The sequence below is a fragment of the Tersicoccus solisilvae genome (genome assembly GCF_014643255.1).
Taxonomy (GTDB): Bacteria; Actinomycetota; Actinomycetes; order Actinomycetales; family Micrococcaceae; genus Tersicoccus; species Tersicoccus solisilvae.
Genome location: NZ_BMJI01000001.1, coordinates 577,999 through 599,802, shown reverse-complemented (window position 1 = coordinate 599,802; position 21,804 = coordinate 577,999). Strand labels below are relative to the sequence as shown.

Here is a 21,804-nt window from a genome sequence, read left to right as displayed (position 1 = left end):
GGCACCGTTCCACCCGTTCCGCGAAAGGGACCCGTGTCCACTCAGACCTCCGACGACTTCCTCGCCCAGCTCCAGGAGCTCATCCTGCGCAGCGACGAGTTCACCGACTTCCTCGAGGGTTTCACCGGGGTGCTCGCGAATCTGATGCCCGGCGACATGGGCGAGCTCAGCTACGCCGTGACGATGCTGCGCGAGCGGCGGCCCGGCACGGTGTCCGCCTCCAGTGACCGGGCGCGCGCCCTCGACGAATCCCAGACCCAGCACCCCGACGGTCCGTGCCTGACCTCCCTGCGTGAGCAGACCCTCGTGCACGTGCAGGACACCGGGACCGAGACGCGCTGGCCGGCGTACATGGCGACCGCCGCCGAGGCCGAAGTAGGGTCGATCATCGCCGTCCCGTTCGAGCTCGAGGGCGAGGCGCGGGCGGCGCTCAACGTCTACGCCGGTCAGCCGAACGCCTTCGACGCCACCGCCATCGAGATGATCGAGCGCCAGACCCAGCAGGCCACCGGCGCCCTCCGGCTGGCCCTGCGGCTCGCCCGGCTCCGCGACACCGAGGCGGACCTGCGCGCCACGCTCGAGTCCCGGACCGACATCAACCTCGCGGTCGGCATCCTGATGGGACAGAACGGGTGCAGCCAGGAGCGGGCCGTCTCGATGCTGACCGCCGCCTCCAACCGCCGCAACATCAAGCTCCGCCAGATCGCGGCCGACCTGGTCGCCAGCGTCGGCGGAAATCAGGCCGCGACCCGCTTCGACGGCTGACCGCACGTCCTCATGTGAAGCGAGCGGGACAACGCCGACCAGGCTGTGTAGCCTGCATCGTGTCGGTCGAACAGTGGCCGCACGTGCCACCCCGTCGTGCGGTGGCACTGAATGAGAGGCCACTGTGATGCCGGATCTTCCCGCTCTCACCGTTTCCGTGTCCGCCCACGACGATGTCGCGGAGAACCAGAACAGCACCTTCCTGTGTCCCAGGGACGCCTTCCCGGACCTCGAAGCCCTGTCGCTGACGGCGGTGCAGGCCCTGCACAGCCGGGTCTGCCGCCAGCTCGACCGCGAATACCTGATGACGCTGGACGGGCCCAGCTGCGAGACGCTGGACCGCCAGCAGGAACTGAGCGAGGAACTGGACCGCCGCGAGCTGCAGCGAGCGAGCGTGACGGCCCGATGACGACGGGGGGCCGTCCCTCGTGGCAGGACGCACGCAGTCCCTGGTGACCGAGGGCCCTCCTCTCCGCGCCCGCCCGGCCCGGTCAGCCGGCGGCCCGTCAGACACCAGGCCCGTCAGACACCGGGGAGCGCGAGCCGGCGACCGGTCCAACGCTCCCGCAGCCACCGGTCGTGGGTGGCCATCACGACCGTGCCGTCCCACGCCGCCAGGGCCGCCTCGAGGTCCTCGACCAGGCCGAGGGCCAGGTGGTTGGTCGGCTCGTCGAGGAGCAGGACGTCCGGCGGTGACGCCAGCAGGGCGGCGAGCGCGACCCGGCGCCGCTGGCCCGGCGAGAGCTCCCGCAACGGCCGGCGCAGGTCGGCGGCGTCGAGCAGTCCGAGCTCGACCGGACCGGGCACGTCCTCTCGCCCGCCGTTCTGCGCGGCCGTCAGCACCCCGTGCGGCAGCGCCGCCCGGAACGCGTCGAGCGCGCTGCCGGCGCCGTGGGGCCGGGGATCGTGCTGGCCGAGCTTCGCGACGACGACCCCGGGCTCGCGTTCCAGCTCGCCCGATCCGGCGTCGAGACGGCCGGCCAGCACGTCCAGCAGGGTGGACTTGCCCGCGCCGTTGGGACCGGTGACCAGCAGGTGATCGCCGGACCGCAGATCGACGTCGACGGCATTCAGTCGTCCCGGCACGGCGACGGCGCGAGCCCGGATCAGGACGCCGGCCCCGGGAGCCGCGGCCGGCGTGCCCGCCGCGGTGGTCGGGGCCGCCGGAGCGGGGGCCGCCAACGCGGCCAGGCGCAGGGGCACCGGGGGTGGGGCGATCGCCTCCCGTTCGAGCGCGTCGAGCCGGGTGCGCGCGGATCGGAGCCGGTTCCCCAGCGTCTTCGCCGCGCGATCGGCGGAGAACTTCGCCGAGGCCCGCGCTTCGGTCTTCGACGTCGACCGGTGGAAGAGATCGCCCTCCTCCATCCCGGTGGCCTCCTGAAGACGAGCACGTTCCTCCTCCTGGTCGGCGTGCCGAGCGGCCCAGCGTCGGCGGACGCGCTCGCGTGCGCGCAGGTAGTCGCTGTAGCCACCGGTCCAGGCGGTGCCCTGCCGGTCGCCGCCCGCGCCGTCGGGGTCCAGCCCCGGGTCGAGATCGACGATGCCGGTGGCGACCGCGTCGAGGAACCACCGGTCGTGACTGGCCATCAGGACCGGCCCCCGCCAGCCGGTCAGCTCCCGGGCCAGGAAGTCCATGGCGTCGTCGTCGAGGTGGTTGGTGGGCTCGTCGAGCAGCAGTGCCTCGGGCCGGGAGAGCAGCAGGGCGGCCAACTGCAGCCGCCGCCGTTCGCCGCCGGAGAGTCCGGTGAGGGCTCGTTCGGTCGGGAGGGCGCCCAGGCCGAGACCGGTCAGGACGGCGGCGATCCGGGCGTCCAGGCTCCACAGGCCGGTGAGCTCGGCCTCCGCGAGCGCGGCGTCCCACGCGTCGGCCACGGCGGCGTCATCCGGAACGGCGGCCAGCCGTTCGGCCAGCTCCTCGATCCGCCCGGACAGGGCCCGGACGTCCGCGACGGCGTCCTCGACCACCGAACCCACCGTCGCCGCGGTGTCGGGCGGGGCCTGCTGGTGCAGTAGTCCGGTGGCCGCCGGCCGGTGCAGGCCGCCATGGTCCGGTGCGAGCAGGCCGGCGGCGATGCGCAGCAGGGTGGACTTGCCGCTGCCGTTCTCGCCGATCAGGCCGATGCGCTGACCGGCGTGCACCGTCACCGTCACGTCGGTGAGCACGCGGAGGTCGGGTCGAGCGGGGTAGGCGAAGCCGATGCCGTCCAGCCGCAGGGCGGGGGACGGGCGTGACGAGAGGGCGGTCATGGGGTTCCTGACGAGAAGGAGGAGACCCGCCGGGCCGCACCCCGAGGAGGGGGTTCCGACTGGACCTGACCGGCCGGAAGGGCCGGGAGCTGGGCTCGTGTCGTCGGGGCCGCGGACGCGGGGCGCTGGCTCGTCACCGGAACATGCGTGCCACCGTAGCAGGCCGTTGCGGTGACGTCACGGGCCGAGATGCTCAGTCGGCTGACCGTAGGATGGAATGCGTGTGCCGACCGCCCGATCCGGGTGTCCGGCGCCATGCCAGATCCAGGAAGGGAGAGTCGTGGCCGCCAGCGCTGAGCCCGGATCCGGTGCCACCCTCGCCGATCGGGTCACCGTCGTGATCGCGACCCGCAACCGGCGCGACGAACTGCTGGCGCACCTGCGGCACCATGAAGCCCCCGTGATCGTGGTCGACAACGCCTCCACCGACGGCACCGCCGCGGCGGTCGCGGCCGCGTGCCCCGAGGTGACGGTCATCCCCCTGATGGTCAACGCGGGTGCCGCGGCTCGCACACTCGGCGCCCAGTTCGCCCACACCCCGTTCGTGGCGTTCGCCGACGACGACTCGTGGTGGGCGCCGGGTGCACTCGCCACCGCCGCCGACGTCTTCGACGCGCACCCGCGGCTCGGCGCGCTCGCCGGGTCGCTCGTCGTCGGCCCCGACGAGGAGCAGGATCCCATCAACGCGGTGCTGGCCGCGTCGCCCCTCGGCACCCCGCCGGGCTGGCCCGGCCCGGCGCTGCTCGGGTTCGTCGCCTGCGGCACGATCGTGCGCCGGCGGGCGTTCCTCGCCGTGGGCGGTTTCGACGACGTCGTGCGGTTCCCGGGCGAGGAGGAGCGGCTCGCTCTCGACCTGGTCGACGCCGGTTGGCAGGTGGCGCACGTGGCGGAGGTGCGCGCGCACCACCACCCGTCGACGCGCCGGGAGTCCGACGCCCGCCGGCAGGCCGAGCTGATCCGCAGCCGCCTGCTCACGTCGGTGCTGCGCCGCGGGTGGCCCGTGGTTGCCCGGCAGGCCGCAGCGGCTCTCGTCTCGGCCGGCGGCTGGTGGGCCCTGGCGGGCGCGATCCGCCGCACCCCGGCCGCACTGCGCGCGCGCCGTCGGCTCACGCCCGCCACCGAGGCGTCCCTGGCGGCGTTGCGCGGCTCGGCGCCCGCTCCCGCGGCGCACGCTCCGACCGGGGAGCGGCGCGACCCCGCCGGCGCTCGATGACGACGGACGACGTGACGAGCGGCCCGGATCCGCGGGTGGCCGTCGTCATGATCACCCACAACCGGCGGGACGAGGCGCTCCGCTCCCTCGGTCGCCTGCGGGAACTTCCCGAGGCCCCGCACGTCGTCGTCGTCGACAACGGCTCGACCGACGGAACCGCGGAGGCGATCCGCGACCAGCACCCGTGGGCGGAGCTGATCGCCAGCACCGAGAACCTCGGCGCGGTGGGGCGCAACGTCGCGGTCGAGCGGCTGGACACCCCGTACGTCGGCTTCTGCGACGACGACACCTGGTGGGAGCCCGGGTCCCTGCGCCGGGCCGCCGACGCCCTCGACGCCCACCCGACCCTCGGCGTCGTCACCGGGAAGATCCTGGTCGAACCCGGAGGCACCGAGGACCCCATCAACGCCGAGCTGCTGCACTCCCCCGTCGAGACGGCCGGGTCGATGCCCGGGCCGGCGCTCGGCAGCTTCCTCGCCGGGGCGTCGGTGATCCGCCGGTCCGCGTACACCGCGGTCGGCGGATTCCACGAGCGGCTCTGGCTCGGCGGTGAGGAGGAGCTGCTGGCCGCGGACCTGGCCACCGCCGGCTGGGAGCTGTGCCACCTGCCCGACGTCGTCGTCCACCACCAGGCCTCCACCGCCCGGGACCCGCACCTGCGCCGCCGGCACGGGCTGCGCAACACCCTGTGGTTCACGTGGCTGCGGCGACCGTTCCCGGCCGTGCTCCGGCGCACGGCGCACGTGCTCACCGGGGCACCGCGGGACCGGGTGACGGCCGCCGCCGTGCTCGACGCCGTCCGCGGCCTGCCGTGGGTGCTGCGCGAGCGGCGCCCGCTGCCGGTGCACGTCGAACGGCGGTTCCGGGTGCTCGAGGCCTCGCAGCGGGCCAGCGCTGCTCGCCGCTACGTCAGCTGACGCCCGGTCTGGTCCCGGGCGGGCGCGACGGTCAGGATGGACGCAGCGCGGGCCGTCGGGGCCAGCGCGAGGGCGGGGAGACCGGCCGAGACTCGTGAACGAACCGGGGCGTTCAGCGATGCCGTGATCGCCATCGCGATCACCAACCACCACCAGATGCTGGCCGCCGTCTCCCGGGTCTCGGGCTCGGTGCTGTGGGCGAATCGGCACCTGCTGTTCTGGCTCACGCTCGCGCCGTTCACGACGGCGTGGATGAGCGAGCAGGACTTCGCGGCCGTGCCACGTCGCGGGGGGTCTGCTCACGCTGGTGCAGCCGTGGCTGGCCATCGCCGCCTACGTCGTCGTCGCCGCGATCTGGCTGATCCCCGATGCCCGCTTCGAGCGACAGCTCGCGCGCGAGGCGGACGACGCCGCGACGGCGGATCCGGCCACGTGACCCGGCGGGGTCCGGCCTGACCCTCGGGCGGCCTCGCCCCGGCGGTGGGCTCGCTCAGCCGACCACCGGGTCGGCGATCACCTCGCGGATGGTGCGCTCCTGGATCGCCCGGTGGTAGAGGTCGTACGCAGTGCCACGCGGCAGGGCCGTGATCGTGATCATCGCCTTCCACAGCGCCCAGCCGCGGGCCAGGCGCCAGTTCGTGGCCGGGAGGTCGACGACGTCGGCGAACACCCGGCGCTCCGCCGCGTCGAAGAACGTCCACGCGATGACCAGGTCGCACGCCGGGTTCCCGACGCCGCAGGTGCCGAAGTCGATGAGGGCGCTCAGCCGCCCGTGCGTGGTCAGCAGGTTGCCGACGCCGACGTCGCCGTGGAACCACACGGCCGGTCCCGTCGCCGCGGTGGCCAGCGTCTGCGCCCACACGGCGGCGCAGGCGCCGACGTCGATGCCGTCCCCACGGCCGGCCGTCGCCCGCAGGACGCCGAGGGCGGCGCGTACCTCGGCGTCGTAGACCCGCGGGTGGTCGCCGCGGAAGAAGCTGTGCCGCCCCGCCACCGGTCCACCGTCGACGGGGTGGCGCTGCAGGGCGGCGAGGACGGCGCCCAGGTCCCGGGCCAGGGCGGTCCGGTCGAGGGCCGGGTCCTCGTCGGCGGTGACGCCCGGCAGCCAGCGGCGCACCGACCACGGGAACGGGTAGTCGTCCGCCGGTGACCCGGTGGCCACCGGGGCGGGGACGGCCACGGGCAGCGCGCCGGCGAGCCGGGGCAGCACCAGGTCCTCCTTCTCGACGGCGGCGACGTACCCGGTGGCGCTGGGCAGCCGGGCCACGAGCTCGTCGCCGATCCGGAAGGTGCGGTTGTCGTTGCCCTGCGCGGGGACCGGCCGGACCGGCAGGGACGCCCACGCCGGGAACTGGGCGGCGACCAGCCGCGCCACGAGGTTCGCGTCGATGGCGGGCCGCACCTGACCGGTCATCGCCGCAGGCTACGCCATCGGCGGGCGCGGTGCCCGGCTGCATGAACTCGGCCGAGCCACACCTCACGGCCAACAGCACACCGCGCCACACGATCTAAGGAACTATCAACGCGTATATGCATGGTCCTTATACGGAATGATCGTGACAGGCTTCTGGCCCGTTCCCCGTCATCTTCGTCGGAGCAGTCCCAACCCTGACCCACGTCGGGGATCGGCACGCCCCGCCGGGCGTCGCTCCACCCTGCATCACTCAACGAGCACCGGCGTCGACGGTGTTGCCGGTCTCGTCCCTGGCACCGGCGACGTCGACCGCCTCCCGGAACCAGTCGACGGTCCGCGCCAGGCCTTCGGGCCAGTCCACCTCGGGTGCCCAGCCGAGCACCTCGGTGGCCAGCGTCGTGTCCGGGCGGCGGACCATCGGGTCGTCCACCGGCCGGCCGACGAAGCGGATCTCGGAGACCGAGCCGGTAGCCTCGATGACGTCCCGGGCGATCTGCAGCACCGAGAGCTCGTGCGGGTTGCCGATGTTCATCGGGCCGGAGTGCCCGCTCTCGGCCAGGGCGAGGATGCCCCGCACCAGATCCGAGACGTAGCACACCGACCGGGTCTGCGCGCCGTCGCCGGCCACCGTGACCGGCTCACCGGCGAGCGCCTGCCGGACGAACGTCGGGATGGCCCGGCCGTCGCTCGGGCGCATCCGCGGCCCGAACGTGTTGAAGATCCGCACGATGGCGGTGTCGACGCCGTGCGTCTGCCGGTACGCCATGGTCAGGGCCTCGGCGTACCGCTTGGCCTCGTCGTACACGCCGCGCGGGCCCACCGGGTTGACGTGCCCCCAGTAGGTCTCCGGCTGCGGGTGCACCTGCGGGTCGCCGTACACCTCGGACGTGGAGGCGATGAGGAAGCGGGCGCCCTTCTCCTTGGCGAGGCCGAGCGCGTGGTTGGTGCCGATCGAGCCGACCTTGAGGGTGTGGATGGGCAGCTTGAGGTAGTCCACCGGGGAGGCCGGGGAGGCGAAGTGCAGCACGAGGTCCACGTCGCCGGGCACGTGGATGTAGTCGGTCACGTCGCAGTGGATCAGCCGGAAGCCGGGGTCGTCGGCCAGGTGCGCGACGTTGGCGGGGTTGCCGGTGAGGAAGTTGTCCAGGGCAACCACCTCGACGCCGCGGCGGCGCAGTTCGGTGCACAGGTGGCTGCCGAGGAAGCCGGCGCCGCCGGTGACGACGGCGCGGCGCAGCGGCCGGGAGCCGGCGAGGGTCTGCAGGGAATCGGTCACGATCATCCTTCCGGGAACGGGAACGGGAACGGGGACGGGGCGGGAGTGGAGGCGGCGTCGTCCGACGGCGGCAGCTGAGCGCCCGCGGCGGCGACGACCTCGGCGACGGTCACGGCGGCGAGCCGCTCGTCGAGCGTCTCGCCGTGCGGGTCACCCCACGCGGCGGCGTCGGGGTCGCCGTGCCACAGCACGGTGTGCAGATGGGGATCGACGACCGGGCCCCAGCGCGACGGCGGCGTCGGGCCGAACAGGAGGACGGACCGGACGGCCAGCGCCGTGGCCAGGTGCGCGGTGCCGGTGTCGCCGCTGATCACCAGCGCCGCCCCGCCGACCGCGTCCGTCAGCGCGCTCAGCCCGAGCGCGCCGCCGAGGTCGCGCACGCCGTCCAGGCCGTCACTGATCGCCCCGGTCAGGTCCCGCTCGGCGGCCGAGCCGGTGACCAGCACGCGGCGCCCCCGGCCCGTCAGGTGCTCGGCGACGGCGCGCCACCGGTCGACGGGCCAGCGGCGGGAGCCGAACGCGGCGCCGGGGTGCAGCACGACCGGGGCACCGGCGGGGGCGGGCCGGTGGAAGCGCAGCAGCAGGTCCGCCGGCCCGCAGGGGCCGCCCGCGTCACTGACCAGCCGGCACCAGCGGCGCACCTCGTGCTCGTCGGCGCACCAGGCCGGCCCGTGATGGCCGACCTCGGGGCAGGAGAAGGCGATCAGCCGGGACGGACGGGTGGCGGCGAGCAGCCGCTGGCTCGCCGGACCGCGTCCGTGCAGGTCGACGGCCACGTGGCCGCCGGCGAGGGGCGGCAGGTCGACCAGTCCGGGGGTCGGCAGCACCCCGTCGACGACGCCGAGGTCGGCCAGCCACGCGCCGACCGGGCCGGGAGCGGCGAGGATCAGCCGGTGGCCGGGGAAGAGGCGTCGCAGGCCGCGCATCGGCGCGATGCCGGTGAGGGCGTCGCCGAGACCGAGGGCGCGCAGCACGAGCACGTCGCCGTCGCCGATGCCGGCGGGATCGACGGCGTGCGGGACGTCGGCGTCCACGCTGGATGCAGCAGGATCGACGGCCAGGGCCTCGGCGGTGTACGGCTCGGGCCGGCGACGCCGCCGGCCGGATTCGTCGTCGGTCATGCTCGCGTCTCTCGTCCCGCACGGGCGAGGATCGCGCTCGTCGACCGGCCCGAGAGGTACGGCAGGACGGTCACCCGTCCCCCGCCGGCGGCCACGACGTCCGCCTCGGGCAGCTGCTCGGGCAGGTAGTCCCCGCCCTTGACCCACACGTCCGGGCGCAGGGCGGCCAGCGCGGCACGCGGGTCGTCCTGGTCGAACACGACGACGGCGTCCACGCTGCGCAGGGCGGCGAGCACGCGTGCCCGGTCGGCCTGGCCCACGACCGGCCGGGTCGACCCCTTGAGCCGGCGCACGGAGTCGTCCGAGTTGAGCAGCACGACGAGGGCGTCGCCGAGGTTCCGGGCGGCGTCCAGGCAGGCGATGTGCCCGGCGTGCAGGACGTCGAAGCAGCCGCCCGTCGCGACCACGGTGCCGCCCGACGCGCGCACCCGGTCGACCAGGTTCCGCACCTCGGCCGGCAGCGCGGGGTCGGCCGGGCGCGCGGCGGCACGCTCCCGGGCGCGCAACCCGGCGCGGAAGGACAGGGCGCCCCCGGCCGCGACCCACTGGCCGGCCGACTCGACCGCCGCCTCCACCGCGGCGTCGAGGGTGCCCCCGGTCGCCAGGGTGAGCGCCGCCGTCGCGGCGAACCGGTCGCCCGCCCCGCAGGGGTCGGTGCTCTCGACGGGAGCGGCGGGGATGTGCGTCACGCCGGCGTTCGTGGCCAGGTGCGCCCCGTCGGCACCGACCGTCACGGCCACACCGTGCGCTCGCCAGCCGGCGCGGAGGGCGCGTGCCCGAGCGGCGGCATCGCCGTCCGGGCACGTGTGCTCGCCGGTCCCCCCGGTGTCGGCCCCCGTCCCGTCCGCGCCTTTCGGCGCCGCACCTGCCGGCAACGCGTCTGTCGGCAACGCGTCTGTGGGCAACGCGTCTGTGGGCAACGCGGGCGCGTGGTCGACACCCGCTGTCGCGGCCTCCGCCTCGGCGGCGTTCGGGGTGATCAGCGTGCACCCGGGCACGGGCGCTCCCCCGCGCGGATGCGGGTCCCAGACCACCGTCGCGTGAGCGGCGTGATCGGCGAGGACCTTCCGCACGGCGGGGTCGCGCGTGGTCCCGCCGCCGTAGTCGGAGACCAGCACGACGTCGGCGCCGGCGAGCACCGCGGTCAGAGCGTTCGCATCGACGTCGACCGGTGCCCCCGGCCCGCCCTCGTCGACGCGCAGCATGGCCTGCCCTGAGGAGCGGATCCGCGTCTTCGTCCGGGTGGGGCCGTCGTGCCCGAGCCGGTGCACGGTCACTCCGGGCAGCGCGTCCACGAGCTCGCGGCCCGCGGCGTCGTCCGCGACGGGCGCCACGAGGGTCACGTCGACGGCGGTGCCCTCCCGGCCGCTTCCGCCGTCGCCGGCGGCGCACAGCAGCGCCGTCAGGCCCGCGCCGCCGGGGCTGGACAGCACCGCGTCCACGTCGACCACGGGCACCGGCGCGTCCGGGCTGAGCCGGGTGCTCGTGCCGACCAGGTCGCGGTCCAGCATGACGTCGCCGACGACGACGATGCGCGGGCTCATCCGGCATCCGCCTCGACCAGCACGGCGTCCTGCGGACTCGAGCCCGGGCACGCCGTGAGCGCATCGTCGGCCCGGGGCGCCGCCGCGTGCCGGGCGTCGACCGCCGCGCAGACGGCGTGCAGCAGCATCAGGTGCATCTCCTGCACCACGGAGGTGCTGGCCGCCTTCACGGCGAGGGCCTCGTCGGCGGCGTCGGCGAGCGGGTTCGGACCCGGGCCGGTCAACGCCCACACGTGCATCCCGCCGGCGCGGGCCCGCTCGGCGGCGGAAAGGACGTTGGGGCTGCGGCCGCTGGTCGAGAGCAGCACGACGACGTCGCCGGGGCGCCCGTGAGCCTCCACCTGCCGGGCGAACACCTCGGTGATCCCGTAGTCGTTGCCGATCGCGGTCAGGCTGGACGTCTCGGCGGACAGGCAGAGGGCCGAGAGCGGGACCCGCTCGCTCTCGAACCGGCCGACCAGCTCCGCGGTGAAGTGCTGCGCCTCGGCCGCACTGCCGCCGTTGCCGGCCACGAGCACCCGCCCGCCTCGGCCGAGCAGGGCCGCCAGCTGAGCCCCCCAGCGGTCGACGACGTCGGCGTGCGCGGCCGCGTCCGCGACGGCGCGCTGCAGTTCGGCCAGGTGGTCGGCGATCCACTCGCGGGTGCCCGTGCGCGGCCGGTGCTGCCGGTCGCCGTGCGCGCGCAGCACCTGCTGGTAGACGGCCTCGGTGCGTTCGGCGACGCGGTCCCAGCCGAACAGCCGCTCGACCCGATCCCGCCCGGCCCGGCCCATCCGGGCGGCCAGGTCCCGGTCCTGGAGGACCCGCCGCAGGGCCTCGGAGGTGGCCCCGACGTCGCGCGGCGGCACCAGCAGGCCGGTGACGCCGTCCTCGACGCTGTCCAGCAGACCGCCCACGGCGGAACCGACGACGGGCCGTCCGCTGGCCGCCGCCTCGAGCGGCACCATCCCGAACGGCTCGTACCAGGGGGTGCAGGCAACGACGTCGGCCGCGGCCAGCAGCGCGGCGGCACCGGCCCGGTCGACGCGGCCGTGCAGCACGACCCGGTCCTCGACGCCGAGCTCCCGCGCCAGCGCGCCGAGCCGGACGGCCTCGGGATCCTCGTCCAGCGCGGCGGCATCGGGACCACCCGCGATGTGCAGGACGGCGTTCTCCAGGACGGAATCAGCCGGCACGGGATCGCCTGGCACCGAACCCGGCAAGGCGGCCAGTGCGGCCAGGACGGTGTCGACGCCCTTGCGCTCCACCAGCCGGCCCAGCGCCACGATGCGGGCCGGCTCCCCGGCCTCGTGCTGCGGTGGCCCGGAGGGCGCGAAGGCGGTCAGGTCCACGCCGCACGGCACGACCGCCACCCGCTCGGGGTCGGCGCCGAGCGCCATCAGCTCCCGCTTCTCGTCCTCGCAGGTCGCCAGCACGACGTCCGCGGCGCCGAGCAGGTCCGTCTCGGCGGCGAGCCGGCTCGCCGGGCTCGTGTCGGCGAGTCCCTGATGGCGCCGCTTGACGGCGCCGAGGGCGTGGAAGGTCAGCGCGAGGGGCAGCTGCAGGGCGTCCGCGGCGCGGCGCGCGGCCAGCCCGGACATCCAGAAGTGGGCGTGAACGAGATCCGGGGGACCGTCCGCGATCCAGGTCCGCGTCAGCCAGCGGCCGAACTCGTCCATGAAGGGCGCCAGCTCGTCCTTGGGCAGGGTGCGGGCCGGCCCGGCGGGCAGGTGGACGACCTGCACGCCCGGCGTCAGTTCCACCGCGTCGGGCAGGGCCACGTCGTCCCGCCGCGTGTACACCGTCACCGTGTGCCCGCGGGCGGCCAGGGCGGTGGCCAGCTGGGCGACGTGCACGTTCTGCCCGCCGGCGTCGACACCGCCGAGGGCGGCCAGGGGGCTGGCGTGTTCGGACACCATGGCGATCTTCATCGGCTCACCTTCTGAAGGAGGTCGTCCCAGTCGGTCAGGAAGCGGTCGAGGCCGTAGTGGCTCAGCGCGTGCGCGCGGCCGGCGGCCCCGGCGGCGCGCGCCTCGTCCGGTTCGGCGAGCCAGTGCTGCGCCCGCGCGGTCAGGGCGGTCAGGTCGTTGGTCAGCAGGCCGGCCTCTGCGGGCACCGCCCGGGGTCCCTCCGTGGTGGAGAGCCCGAGCACGGGCAGGCCGAGCATCATGGCCTCGATCAGGGCGAGACCGAGGCTGGTCCACCGGTACGGATGCAGGTAGGCGCGGTGACTGCCGAGCGCGTCGTGCAGTCGGTGCTGCGGGTAGTTCTCGTGCAGCTGCCAGCGACGGCCCGGCGCGGACGCGGCGAGGGCGTCCATCCCCATCCCGTACACGTCGACGGGCAGGTCCACGGCGAGATCGGCGACGAGGTCGGTGCCCGCCACCCGGCCGCGGCGCACCGGCTCGTTGACGACGACGGCCAGTGACGCGGTTTCCCCGGTGTACCGGGCGCCGGGGTCGATGACGCCGTGCTCGATCACCGCGGTCGGGGCGGTTCCGTTGTCCCACATCACGTGGTTGAAGTGGGTGACGTGGACGATCGGGATGGCGGTCTGGTCGGCCAGCGGGTGGCGGGAGGTGACGGCGTGACCGCGCGGGGCGTCGTGCTCGACGTAGACGGCGGGAAGGTCGCGGCCCGGACGACGGCCGGTCCACCGTTCGACCAGGTCCAGCTCCTCGGGCCGCTGCAGGACGACGAGGTCGATCGCGGTGTCGGCGAGTTCCTCGGGGCTCAGCTCGACGGCGTGGGCCGGCCAGTCCCAGGTGGCCGCGCGGCCGAGCCCGTCGCGGGATCGGTCGGGCAGCACGGGGATCAGGTAGGTGTGCCGGCCCTGGACGAAGGCCGTGGACCAGGAGCCGTGGACGTGCCAGGTCAGGATGCGCACGAGGTTGCCTCCTCCGTCGTCGTGTCCGTCGTCGTCTCGGTCTCCGTGGTCCTGCTCGTCGTCCGGTTCGTGGTCAGCGCGGTCACCGCGGCGACGACCTCGACGGCGCTGACCTCGCTCAGGCAGGGGTGGCCCGGCACCGGGCAGTCCCGGGCGCGGGTGTCGCGGCAGGCGGCGTGCTGGTCGCCGAGCACGATGGTCGGCACCCCGTGCGGCGCCCACCGCTGCGCCGGGACCACCGGGGAGAACAGGCTGACGACGGGCGTGCCGACCGCGGCGGCGAGATGGGCCGGGCCGGTGTTGCCGACGACGACGCAGGCCGCGGCGTCGAGCACGGCGGCCAGTTCGGCCAGCGACGTGCGGCCGGCGACGTCCACGACGGCGGCCTCCGGCGCGGCCAGGCGCGCCCGCGCGACGACGTCGGCGCACCGGTCGGCCTCTGCCGGGCCCCCGGTGACGGCGACCGGCCACCCGGCGGCGGCCAGGCCCACGGCCAGGGCCGCGGCGTGCGCGGTGGTCAGCGCACGGGACGGGACGGAGGCGCCGGGATGCAGGACCACGAAGGCGTCGGCGGCGCCGTGCTGCGGGCCGTTCGCGCCCAGCCCGTCCGGGAGCAGGTCCGCTGGGAGGGCCGGCAGGGGGCGTCGGACGGCGAGCGCACTCCCCCCGGGACCCGGGTCGGGGGCGCCGGCGGCGACCGCCAGGGCCAGGGCGGCCTCGGCCTCGTGTCCCCCGCCGGGTGGGGCGTCCCGCCGGTGTCGGACGTCCAGGAGGGAACCGGGATAGTCCTCGCTGGTTGCGGCGATGTGGCCGATGCCGGCCAGCCGCGCGAGCAGCGCCATCGGCAGCGGACTCTGGTGGAAGGACGTGAAGATCACCGCAGCGTCGTACTGCCGGGCGGCGAGGTCGTCGACGAGCGCGCGGGTCGCGGCGGCGTCGACCGGCGGCGGGGCGAAACCGGACCACGGGGCGTCGAAGACGAGCACGTCGGCCACGTCGGGCAGCAGCCGGCCGGCGGCCGCGCCCGACGGGGAGGCGAGCAGATCCACCTCGCCGAGTCCCGCGAGCGCCCGGACGGCCGGGCCGGTCAGCAGCACGTCACCGTCCGAGTCGAGCCGGACCGCCAGGATGCGGCCCATGCTCAGACCCCCGCCCGTTCGCCCGCCGGCGCCGTGTCCACTGTTCTCGTGCCGACGGTGGCCTCCGCTGCGCCCAGCGCCTGCGTGACGGCGTCGAGCAGGTCGCGGGCCACGGCGGGCGCGGCGTCGATCTCCGTGGGGAGTGTGACGTCGGTCGGCACCAGGACGGCGCGGGCCCCGGCCGCCTGCGCGGCCTCGACGTCGGCGCCGATATCCCCGATCACCACGCACTCGGCCGGGTCGACGCTCAGGTCGGCCGCGGCGGCGAGGATCAACCCGGGCCGCGGCTTGCGGCACGCGCACCCGGCCTCGGGAGCGTGCGGGCAGACGCGCACGGTGTCCAGTCCGCCCACCAGCTCGGCGACACGCGCGTTGACGGCGTCGACCTGGTCCCGGGTCAGCAGGCCGCGGCCGATGCCGGACTGGTTGCTGACCAGCCCGACCGGCAGACCCGCGGCCCGGACCCGGCGGGCCGCCTCGACCGCGCCGGGCATCGGCTCGACCTTCGTCGGATCCCCGTTGTAGGGCACGTCCCGCACCAGGGTGCCGTCCCGGTCGACCAGGACGGCGCGCACCGGTCGCGGCCACGGGCCCGTGCGCCGGTGGGCGACGACGCCGCGTACGTGGTGGGCGACGGCGGCGACGGGGATGGTGGCGCTGGTCACGGCCATCCGCGTCAGTTCGTCGCGGTACCCGGGGTCACCCGGGCGCGGGCCGGGCCCCATCCGCAGCCGCAGGAACCGGGCGGTCAGCCCGCCCCAGGCCAGGGTCCCGGCGGCGAGTGCGGCCAGTCCGGCCCGGCGGACGACGGCCTGGCCGGCGGTCGGGTCCGCGGCTGGCACCGACCGGGCGATCGCCCCGCCGACGAGTCCGTCGAGCGCGATGGCGGCGCCGAGCACACCGGTCGCCGCAGCCACGACGGTCGCGACGTGCCGGCGGAAACCGCCAGCGGGCGCCTCGGCGCGGGCGCGCCAGTCCGGCCCGTGGAGGCGGCGCATCAGGGCGTCGTCGGCGTTGCCGGCCTGCACCCGGTGGCTGACCCACGCGTCGGCGGGCCGCACCGGGTGGACGATGGACCGCTGCCCGCGGCGCAGCGTCCAGCCGGCGTCGCGGACGCGCAGAGCGAGATCGGCGTCCTCCCGGAAGGCACGCGGGAACCGCTCGTCGAAGCCGCCCACCTGTTCCAGGGCGGCGACGCGGTAGGCCATGTCGGCGGTCGCCCAGTCGGCGTCCATCAGGGCGGCGGTGTTGCGCTCCCAGTCGGTGGGCCGTCGGTCCGCGGGCAGGGGGACGTGGATGCGGCCCTGCGTGGCCGCGTCGCCGGGTCCGCAAGAGGCGAGGTCGGCGGCGAGGCCGTTCGCCCACCCGGCGGGCAGCTCGACGTCGTCGTCCAGGAAGGCGATCCACGTGACGCCGGTGCGGGCGGCGACCCGCCAGCCGCGGTTCCGCGCCGCCGCGGGGCCCCGGCCGTACCCGCGCACCACCGTCAGCGGCACGGGCCCGGCGGAGGCCGTCGGCGCGAACACCGGGGTCAGCGCCGCCACGTCACCGCGCCGGTCGTCGACGACGACCACGGCGGTGGGCGTGTTCTCGTCCTGGGCGGCCAGGGTGTCGAGCAGCCGCTGCAGGCTCGGCCGCCCGACCGAGGGGATCACGACGGCGTAGGCGGGCGCGGCGGAGCGCGTCACCGGTACCGGGGCCGTCACGGGGCCGCCCGGAAGAGGTCGGTGCGCCGGACGAGGTGCGGGCCCAGCACCAACACGGCCACCGGGGCAGAGCCGAAGAGCTCGAGCGCGTCGCGGGGGTCGTCGACCATCGGCCGGCCGGCGGTGTTCAGCGACGTGTTGACGACCACGGGCACCCCGGTCCGCTCGTCGAAGGCGCGCAGCAGCGCGGCGATGCCGGCGTTGTCCTCGTCGGTGACCGTCTGGATCCGTGCGGTGCCGTCCACGTGCGTCACGGTGGGGATCTTCTTCCGCCAGGGCTCGGCGACGTCGTGCACGAAGAGCATGTAGGGGCTGGGGATCGGCCCGCCGCTGAAGATCTCGTGCGCGCGGTCGGCGAGGACCATGGGCGCCACCGGCCGGAACTGCTCCCGGCCCTTGACGTCGTTGAGCCGTTCCAGGTTCTCCGCGTGGATCGGGTTGGCGATCAGGGAGCGGCGGCCGAGCGCGCGGGGGCCGAACTCGCTGCGCCCGTCGAACCAGGCGACGACGCCGTTGTCCGCGAGCACGTCCGCCACCTCGCCGGCCAGGTCCACCGGCGTCGTGAACGGCACCTGGGCCGTGGTCAGCCAGCTCGCCAGTTCGTCGTCCGTCCAGCTGCGGCCGAGCGCCGCCGTGGGAGCGGGCACGATCGTGTCGCCGCCCTCGGCGGCCAGGTGCAGGGCGGCGCCGAGCGCCGTGCCGGAGTCGCCGGCCGCGGGCTGGACCCACACGTCGTCGAACGGCGACTCGCGCCAGATCCGCGAGTTGGCCACGCAGTTCAGGGCGGTGCCGCCGGCCATGGTGAGGTACCGATCCCCGGTCTGCCCGTGCAGCCAGGTGGCCAGGTCGACGAGGGTCTCCTCGACGACGGCCTGGACGGAGGCGGCGAGGTCGGCGTGGTCGCCGCCCCACGTGCCGTCGTCGATCCGGGCCGGGGCGAATCGGGTCCAGTCCGGGGCCTGGGCGCGGAACCCGCCGTCGCCGGTGGCGTGCACGATCTCCCGCAGGTCGTCGAGGAACCGCGGCCGGCCGTAGGAGGCGAGCGCCATCACCTTGAACTCGTCACTGGACCGCTCGAAGCCGAGGTGCCCGGTCAGGGACTCGTAGAGCAGGCCGAGGGAGTCCGGCAGCTCCTGCCGGTGCAGGATCTCGAGCCTGCCGTTCTCGTACCGGCCGGCCAGGTGGGAGTGGGCCTCACCGCGACCGTCGACGACGAGCACACTGCCGGTGGGGTACGGGCCGGCGAGTCCCGAGGACGCGGCGTGGGCGACGTGGTGCTGAATGTAGTGGACCTTGTTCGCGTCCAGCCCGGGCAGGGCCTCGGCGAGGAAGCCCGGGGCGCGGCGGGCGTAGTCGACGCGGATCGGATCGTACGGGTCGTCGGGAATGTGCGCGGCGATCGACGGGTCGAACGAGTAGCCGACGGCGTCGAGGTCCTCGGGCCGCAGGCCGGCCTCGCGCAGCACCCAGCGCATGGCCTGCTCGGGCAGTTCCCAGGCCGAGAACGGCACCGGTCGCTTGCCGTGCTTGCGCCGGGAGAACCGCTCCTCCTCCGCGGCGGCGACCACGCGCCCGTCGATCACCAGCGCGGCCGCGGGATCGTGGAAGATCGCGTTGACACCGAGAACCTTCATGGTCCGCAGTGTACTGATGATCAGCCGGCTGCATAACCGCTTCCGGAGACGTTTGTCCGATTGGACAAGTGCTCCGTCGCGACCGGGCCTCCTCTCAGCCGGTGAGCGTGACCACCGCGCGACCGCGGATGCGCCGCTCCTCCAGGTCCCGGTAGGCCCGGCCGGCGTCGGCGAACGCGTACCGATCGGTGACGAGGTCGTCGAGCCGGATCCGCCCGTCGGCCACCAGGTCGAGCACGGCCGGCATGTCGACGGAGGCCCGGGCACCGAAGGAGCCGAGGATCTGGATCTTCCGGCGCACGACGCGCGCGATGTCGAACTGCGCCTCGACACCCACGGGCGCAATGCCGACCAGCACGACCCGGCCGCCGTCGTCGACGACGTCGACCGCGGTGCGCACGGTCGGCGCGCTGCCGAAGGCCTCGAACGCGACGTCGACGCCGTGCCCGTCGGTGAGGCGGCGCACCGCCTCGAGCGGGTCCTCGGTCCGGGAGTTGACGGTGTCCGTCGCCCCCACGCGCCGGGCGAGCGCGAGCTTCTCGTCGTCGATGTCGATGGCGATCACCCGGGACGCGCCGTGCGCGACGGCCATCTGAACGATGTTCAGCCCGATGCCGCCCGCGGCGACGACGGCGACCGTGTCCCCCGCGGTCACCTTCCCGACGTTGTGCACGGCGCCGTAGCTGGTGAAGACGCTGCACCCGAGGACGGCGGCCTGCTCGAGCGGAATCGCGTCTGGGAGCCGGAACACGGCGGTGGCCGGCACCACGGCGTGCTCGGCGAGCCCGGCCATCGAGTACATGGCGATGGGCGTGCCGTCCGCGGCGGAGAGCCGGGACGAACCGTCGTAGAGCTGCCCCTTGAGCCGGTTCTTCGCGAAGAACGTCTCGCACAGGTCCTCGTGGCCGCGGTCGCACTGGCGGCAGGACCCGCACGGCATGATGAAGCTGCAGACGACCCGGTCTCCGACGTCCAGTCCCGTCACGCCCTCGCCGATGGCCTCGACCCAGCCGGAGATCTCGTGCCCCAGCACGCACGGGGTGGGGAAGGCGACCTCGCCCTTGATCACGTGGAGGTCGGTGTGGCAGACACCGCAGGCGGCGACGCGGACGCCCACCTCCCCCGGCTTCGGAGGGCCGAGGACGACGTCCGCCTCCCGCAGGTCGGTGCCGACGGTGTCCAGGACGTGTGCTCGCATGCCGTCTCCTCGCGTTGCCGATCGTGAAGACCACTGTCCCCGATCATGGACACCAACACGACGGCCAGCAGCAGATTCGTTTCCGCCCATCCCTGCTCGGAGGGTAGCGAAAGCGGTGCACTCTGCCCACTGACGTGCGACGATGTCGCCGCAGCCGTCAGCCGTGGAAGACGGGGGTGCGCTTCTGCTGGAAGGCGGCGAAGCCCTCCGCGTAGTCGGCGGTGCCGCACAGGTCGCCCTGCGCCCGGTTCTCCGCGGTGATGGAATCCCACAGGCCGAGCCGCTCGTCGCGGATCTGCGCCACCAGCGCCTTGGAGGCCCGGAACGCGCCGGTGGCCCCGGTGGCGACCTTCGCGACGATGCCGCGAGTGGTCCCCAGCAGCTCCTCGGCGGGCAGCGCGCGGCTGAACAGGCCGGAAGCGACGGCCTCGGCGCCGCTGATCAGCTCGGCCGTGTAGATGAGGTCCAGGGTGCGGTGGGCGCCGAGCCGCTCGGTGAACAGCCAGTGGCCCCCCGAGTCGAGGGTGGCGCCGAGATTGGCGAACGGCGAGCCGATCTTCGCGGTCTCGGCGACGTAGACCACGTCGGTCGCCACCAGCAGGCCGAGCCCGACGCCGAGCGCCGGCCCCTGCACGGCGGCGAATGTGGGTGCCGGGAACGCGCTCATCGCCTTCAGCACCGGGGTGACGGTGTCCGCCAGGAAGCCATGCGCGTCGTCGGTCGCGGGGTCGACACTGGAGATGTCCCGGCCGGCGCAGAAGCCGCGGCCCTCGCCGCGCAGCAGCAGGGCGCGCACGTTCGCGTCGGCGGCCTCGGCGTAGGCCTGGCGCAGGTCCTCCAGCGCCGCCGCGTCCAGGGCATTCATCTTCTGCGGCGCGTTCAGCACCACCTCGGCGACGTCATTCGCGATGGTCAGCTCGATCACGGGCACACTCCTGCGGGTCGAAGGGATGGCGGCGAGGTAGGGCGCCAGGTCGTCAATAGATGCTCCATCCGGGGCCGCTGAGGCCCTCCGGTGAACATCTATTGACGAGCTGGCCCGGGTGGGGCGGGTGCCGGCTCAGGCGTCGTAGTCGACGGTGACGGTGTCCGAGGTGGGCCGGGACTGGCAGGTGAGCACGTACCCGCGTTCCACCTCGTCGGCCTCGAGCGCGTAGTTCTCGTCCATGTCCACGGTGCCGGAGACGACCTTCGCCCGGCACGTTCCGCAGACCCCGCCCGCGCACGCGAACGGCACGTCGCCGCGCACCCGCAGGGCGGCGTTGAGGATCGTCTCCCGCGCGCTGCGCGGGCTCTTCACCGAGCCGTGCAGGCCGTCGAGATTGAACTCGATCTCGTAGTTCTCCCCTTCCGGGTCCTCGACCACGGGCCGGCCGGCGTTGCCCTCGGGAGCGCCCTCGGGCCGGCCGGTGGTGAACAGCTCGAACCGGATCTTCTCGGCGGGCACGCCGCGCTCGGCGAGGGTGTCCCGGGCGAGCTGGACGAGGTCGAACGGGCCGCACAGGAACCACTCGTCGACCAGCGGGGTGCGGACCACGGAGTCGACGATGGTGGTCAGCTTCTCGGCGTCGATGCGGCCGGTCAGCAGCGGGGAGATCCGCTGCTCGCGGGAGAGCACGTGATGCAGCGCGAGCCGGGTGGGGTACCGGTCCTTCAGGTCGGCGAGCTCCTCGAGGAACATCACGTCCGCCGCCGCGCGGTTGGCGTAGACCAGGTCGAAGCTCGCCTGCGGGTTCCGCTTGAGGACGGCCCGGGCGATGGCGATGACGGGCGTGATGCCGGAGCCGGCGGCGATCCCCACGTAGCCGGCACGGCCGGCCGCGGCCACCTCGTCCCCGATGGCGTCGGGGTCGTTCAGGCCGGTGAGGGCGTGCTGGGAGATGAAGGCGCCCTGCGGGCTCATCACCTCGACGGTGTCGCCGGCCGCCAGCTCGCTGGTGGCCCAGGTGGAGAACACGCCGCCGAGGTCCCGCTTGATCCCGACCGTGATCCGGGAGCTGCCGTCGTCGAACGTGGCCGGCTCCGCGCAGATCGAGTAGCTGCGCCGCACCTCGCGGCCGTCGATGTCGGCGCGCAGGGCCACGTACTGGCCGGGCAGGTAGTCGTACTGAGCCGCCAGGTCCGCCGGCACGGCGAAGGTGACCTCGACGGCGTCGGCGGTCAGGGGCCGGACGGCGCTGACGGTCAGCGGGTGGAAGGAGGCACGCTTTCTCGCCGGGGCATTCTCGGTCGTCGCCGTCATCTAGAGCACCTTGAAGTAGTCGAAGGGTTCCTGGCAGTCGTTGCAGACGTAGAGGGCCTTGCAGGAGGTCGAGCCGAAGCGGGTGATCTCCCGGGTCCGCAGCGAGGAGCAGCGCGGGCACTTCACGCTCAGCGCCACGCGGATGGGACCGGCCGCGGCGGCGCGACCGGTGGGCGGGGCGATGCCGTACTCGGTGAGCTTGGCCTTGCCGTCCTCGGTCATCCAGTCGGTGGTCCAGGCCGGGCTGAGGGAGAAGTCGACCTGGACGTTCCGGTAGCCGTGCGCGGTGAGCGCGGTGACCAGGTCGTCGCGGATGGTGTCCATCGCGGGGCAGCCGGAGTAGGTCGGGGTGATGGTGACCCGGGCGGTGGCCTCGTCGCCGGTGGCCGGGACCATCGCGGCGTCCCGGAGGATGCCGAGGTCCTCGATGGTCAGCACCGGGATCTCGGGGTCGCACACGGTGGCGGCGATCTCCCAGACCCGGCGGTCCGCGTCGGTGCTCATGGTGTCGCGATCGATCGT

The 21,804-nt window shown here is 74.7% G+C and carries 20 protein-coding genes; 5 read left to right on the top strand and 15 right to left on the bottom strand.

Annotated elements, in window-relative coordinates:
* The first annotated feature begins 33 nt into the window (after nucleotides 1-33).
* Together IEX22_RS02875 and IEX22_RS02870 are read left to right on the top strand one after the other, a co-directional pair.
* Nucleotides 34-765, top strand: coding sequence for a GAF and ANTAR domain-containing protein (locus tag IEX22_RS02875; protein ID WP_229659711.1), 732 nt, complete (start codon nucleotides 34-36; stop codon nucleotides 763-765).
* A gap of 127 nt (nucleotides 766-892) precedes the next feature.
* Entirely contained in the window at nucleotides 893-1,174 is a 282-nt protein-coding gene (locus IEX22_RS02870) for a hypothetical protein (RefSeq protein ID WP_188665973.1), read from the top strand.
* A 113-nt stretch (nucleotides 1,175-1,287) separates the two neighbouring features.
* Here IEX22_RS02870 and IEX22_RS02865 read toward each other — a convergent pair whose 3' ends face one another.
* Nucleotides 1,288-3,012: an ABC-F family ATP-binding cassette domain-containing protein gene (locus tag IEX22_RS02865; RefSeq protein WP_188665971.1), complete on the bottom strand. Its 1,725-nt coding sequence runs from the start codon at nucleotides 3,010-3,012 to the stop codon at nucleotides 1,288-1,290.
* Between the two features lie 280 nt (nucleotides 3,013-3,292).
* Between IEX22_RS02865 and IEX22_RS02860 the strand changes: the two genes are divergently transcribed.
* The gene (locus IEX22_RS02860) at nucleotides 3,293-4,225 is read left to right on the top strand and encodes a glycosyltransferase family 2 protein (protein ID WP_229659710.1); all 933 of its coding nucleotides are present in this window, start codon (nucleotides 3,293-3,295) and stop codon (nucleotides 4,223-4,225) included.
* Nucleotides 4,222-5,142, top strand: coding sequence for a glycosyltransferase family 2 protein (locus tag IEX22_RS02855; protein ID WP_188665967.1), 921 nt, complete (start codon nucleotides 4,222-4,224; stop codon nucleotides 5,140-5,142). The genes IEX22_RS02860 and IEX22_RS02855 overlap by 4 nt, the downstream gene beginning before the upstream one ends.
* On the opposite strand, the gene IEX22_RS15745 is transcribed toward IEX22_RS02855, so the two are convergent.
* Nucleotides 5,130-5,369 carry a hypothetical protein gene (locus IEX22_RS15745; protein WP_229659709.1) on the bottom strand — a complete coding sequence of 80 codons (240 nt, stop codon included), beginning with the start codon at nucleotides 5,367-5,369 and terminating at the stop codon, nucleotides 5,130-5,132. The two genes, IEX22_RS02855 and IEX22_RS15745, sit on opposite strands and share 13 nt — an antisense overlap.
* An 80-nt stretch (nucleotides 5,370-5,449) precedes the next feature.
* On the opposite strand from IEX22_RS15745, the gene IEX22_RS15985 reads away from it, so the two are divergent.
* Nucleotides 5,450-5,578 carry a hypothetical protein gene (locus IEX22_RS15985; protein WP_268236850.1) on the top strand — a complete coding sequence of 43 codons (129 nt, stop codon included), beginning with the start codon at nucleotides 5,450-5,452 and terminating at the stop codon, nucleotides 5,576-5,578.
* 54 nt (nucleotides 5,579-5,632) lie between these two features.
* Here IEX22_RS15985 and IEX22_RS02845 read toward each other — a convergent pair whose 3' ends face one another.
* The 13 genes from IEX22_RS02845 to paaD form a co-directional block, all read right to left on the bottom strand.
* Nucleotides 5,633-6,556, bottom strand: a complete 924-nt coding sequence (locus IEX22_RS02845) for an aminoglycoside phosphotransferase family protein (protein ID WP_188665965.1) — start codon at nucleotides 6,554-6,556, stop codon at nucleotides 5,633-5,635.
* 250 nt (nucleotides 6,557-6,806) lie between these two features.
* Entirely contained in the window at nucleotides 6,807-7,832 is a 1,026-nt protein-coding gene (locus tag IEX22_RS02840; RefSeq protein ID WP_229659708.1) for a UDP-glucuronic acid decarboxylase family protein, read from the bottom strand.
* A 2-nt stretch (nucleotides 7,833-7,834) separates the two neighbouring features.
* Nucleotides 7,835-8,953: a glycosyltransferase family 9 protein gene (locus tag IEX22_RS02835; RefSeq protein ID WP_188665960.1), complete on the bottom strand. Its 1,119-nt coding sequence runs from the start codon at nucleotides 8,951-8,953 to the stop codon at nucleotides 7,835-7,837.
* On the bottom strand, nucleotides 8,950-10,497 hold the full coding sequence (locus IEX22_RS02830; RefSeq protein ID WP_188665958.1) for a PfkB family carbohydrate kinase: 1,548 nt from the start codon (nucleotides 10,495-10,497) through the stop codon (nucleotides 8,950-8,952). Before IEX22_RS02830 ends, IEX22_RS02835 begins: the two co-directional genes overlap by 4 nt.
* Nucleotides 10,494-12,407 carry a glycosyltransferase gene (locus IEX22_RS16070; RefSeq protein WP_188665956.1) on the bottom strand — a complete coding sequence of 638 codons (1,914 nt, stop codon included), beginning with the start codon at nucleotides 12,405-12,407 and terminating at the stop codon, nucleotides 10,494-10,496. The genes IEX22_RS02830 and IEX22_RS16070 overlap by 4 nt, the downstream gene beginning before the upstream one ends.
* A complete protein-coding gene (locus tag IEX22_RS02820) occupies nucleotides 12,404-13,363 on the bottom strand; it encodes a glycosyltransferase (RefSeq protein ID WP_188665954.1) in 960 nt (319 codons plus the stop codon). The genes IEX22_RS16070 and IEX22_RS02820 overlap by 4 nt, the downstream gene beginning before the upstream one ends.
* Entirely contained in the window at nucleotides 13,351-14,502 is a 1,152-nt protein-coding gene (locus IEX22_RS02815) for a glycosyltransferase family 9 protein (protein WP_188665952.1), read from the bottom strand. The genes IEX22_RS02820 and IEX22_RS02815 overlap by 13 nt, the downstream gene beginning before the upstream one ends.
* Before the next feature lie 2 nt (nucleotides 14,503-14,504).
* Nucleotides 14,505-16,190, bottom strand: a complete 1,686-nt coding sequence (locus IEX22_RS16065) for an HAD-IIIA family hydrolase (protein ID WP_188665950.1) — start codon at nucleotides 16,188-16,190, stop codon at nucleotides 14,505-14,507.
* 14 nt (nucleotides 16,191-16,204) lie between these two features.
* On the bottom strand, nucleotides 16,205-17,842 hold the full coding sequence (locus IEX22_RS02805) for a carbamoyltransferase family protein (RefSeq protein ID WP_188665948.1): 1,638 nt from the start codon (nucleotides 17,840-17,842) through the stop codon (nucleotides 16,205-16,207).
* 94 nt (nucleotides 17,843-17,936) lie between these two features.
* A complete protein-coding gene (locus IEX22_RS02800) occupies nucleotides 17,937-19,040 on the bottom strand; it encodes a zinc-binding dehydrogenase (protein ID WP_188665946.1) in 1,104 nt (367 codons plus the stop codon).
* A gap of 157 nt (nucleotides 19,041-19,197) precedes the next feature.
* A complete protein-coding gene (locus IEX22_RS02795) occupies nucleotides 19,198-19,965 on the bottom strand; it encodes an enoyl-CoA hydratase/isomerase family protein (RefSeq protein WP_188665944.1) in 768 nt (255 codons plus the stop codon).
* Between the two features lie 135 nt (nucleotides 19,966-20,100).
* Nucleotides 20,101-21,282, bottom strand: coding sequence for a 1,2-phenylacetyl-CoA epoxidase subunit PaaE (gene paaE / locus IEX22_RS02790; RefSeq protein WP_188665942.1), 1,182 nt, complete (start codon nucleotides 21,280-21,282; stop codon nucleotides 20,101-20,103).
* On the bottom strand, nucleotides 21,283-21,786 hold the full coding sequence (gene paaD / locus IEX22_RS02785) for a 1,2-phenylacetyl-CoA epoxidase subunit PaaD (RefSeq protein WP_188666127.1): 504 nt from the start codon (nucleotides 21,784-21,786) through the stop codon (nucleotides 21,283-21,285).
* Nucleotides 21,787-21,804 lie beyond the last annotated feature (18 nt).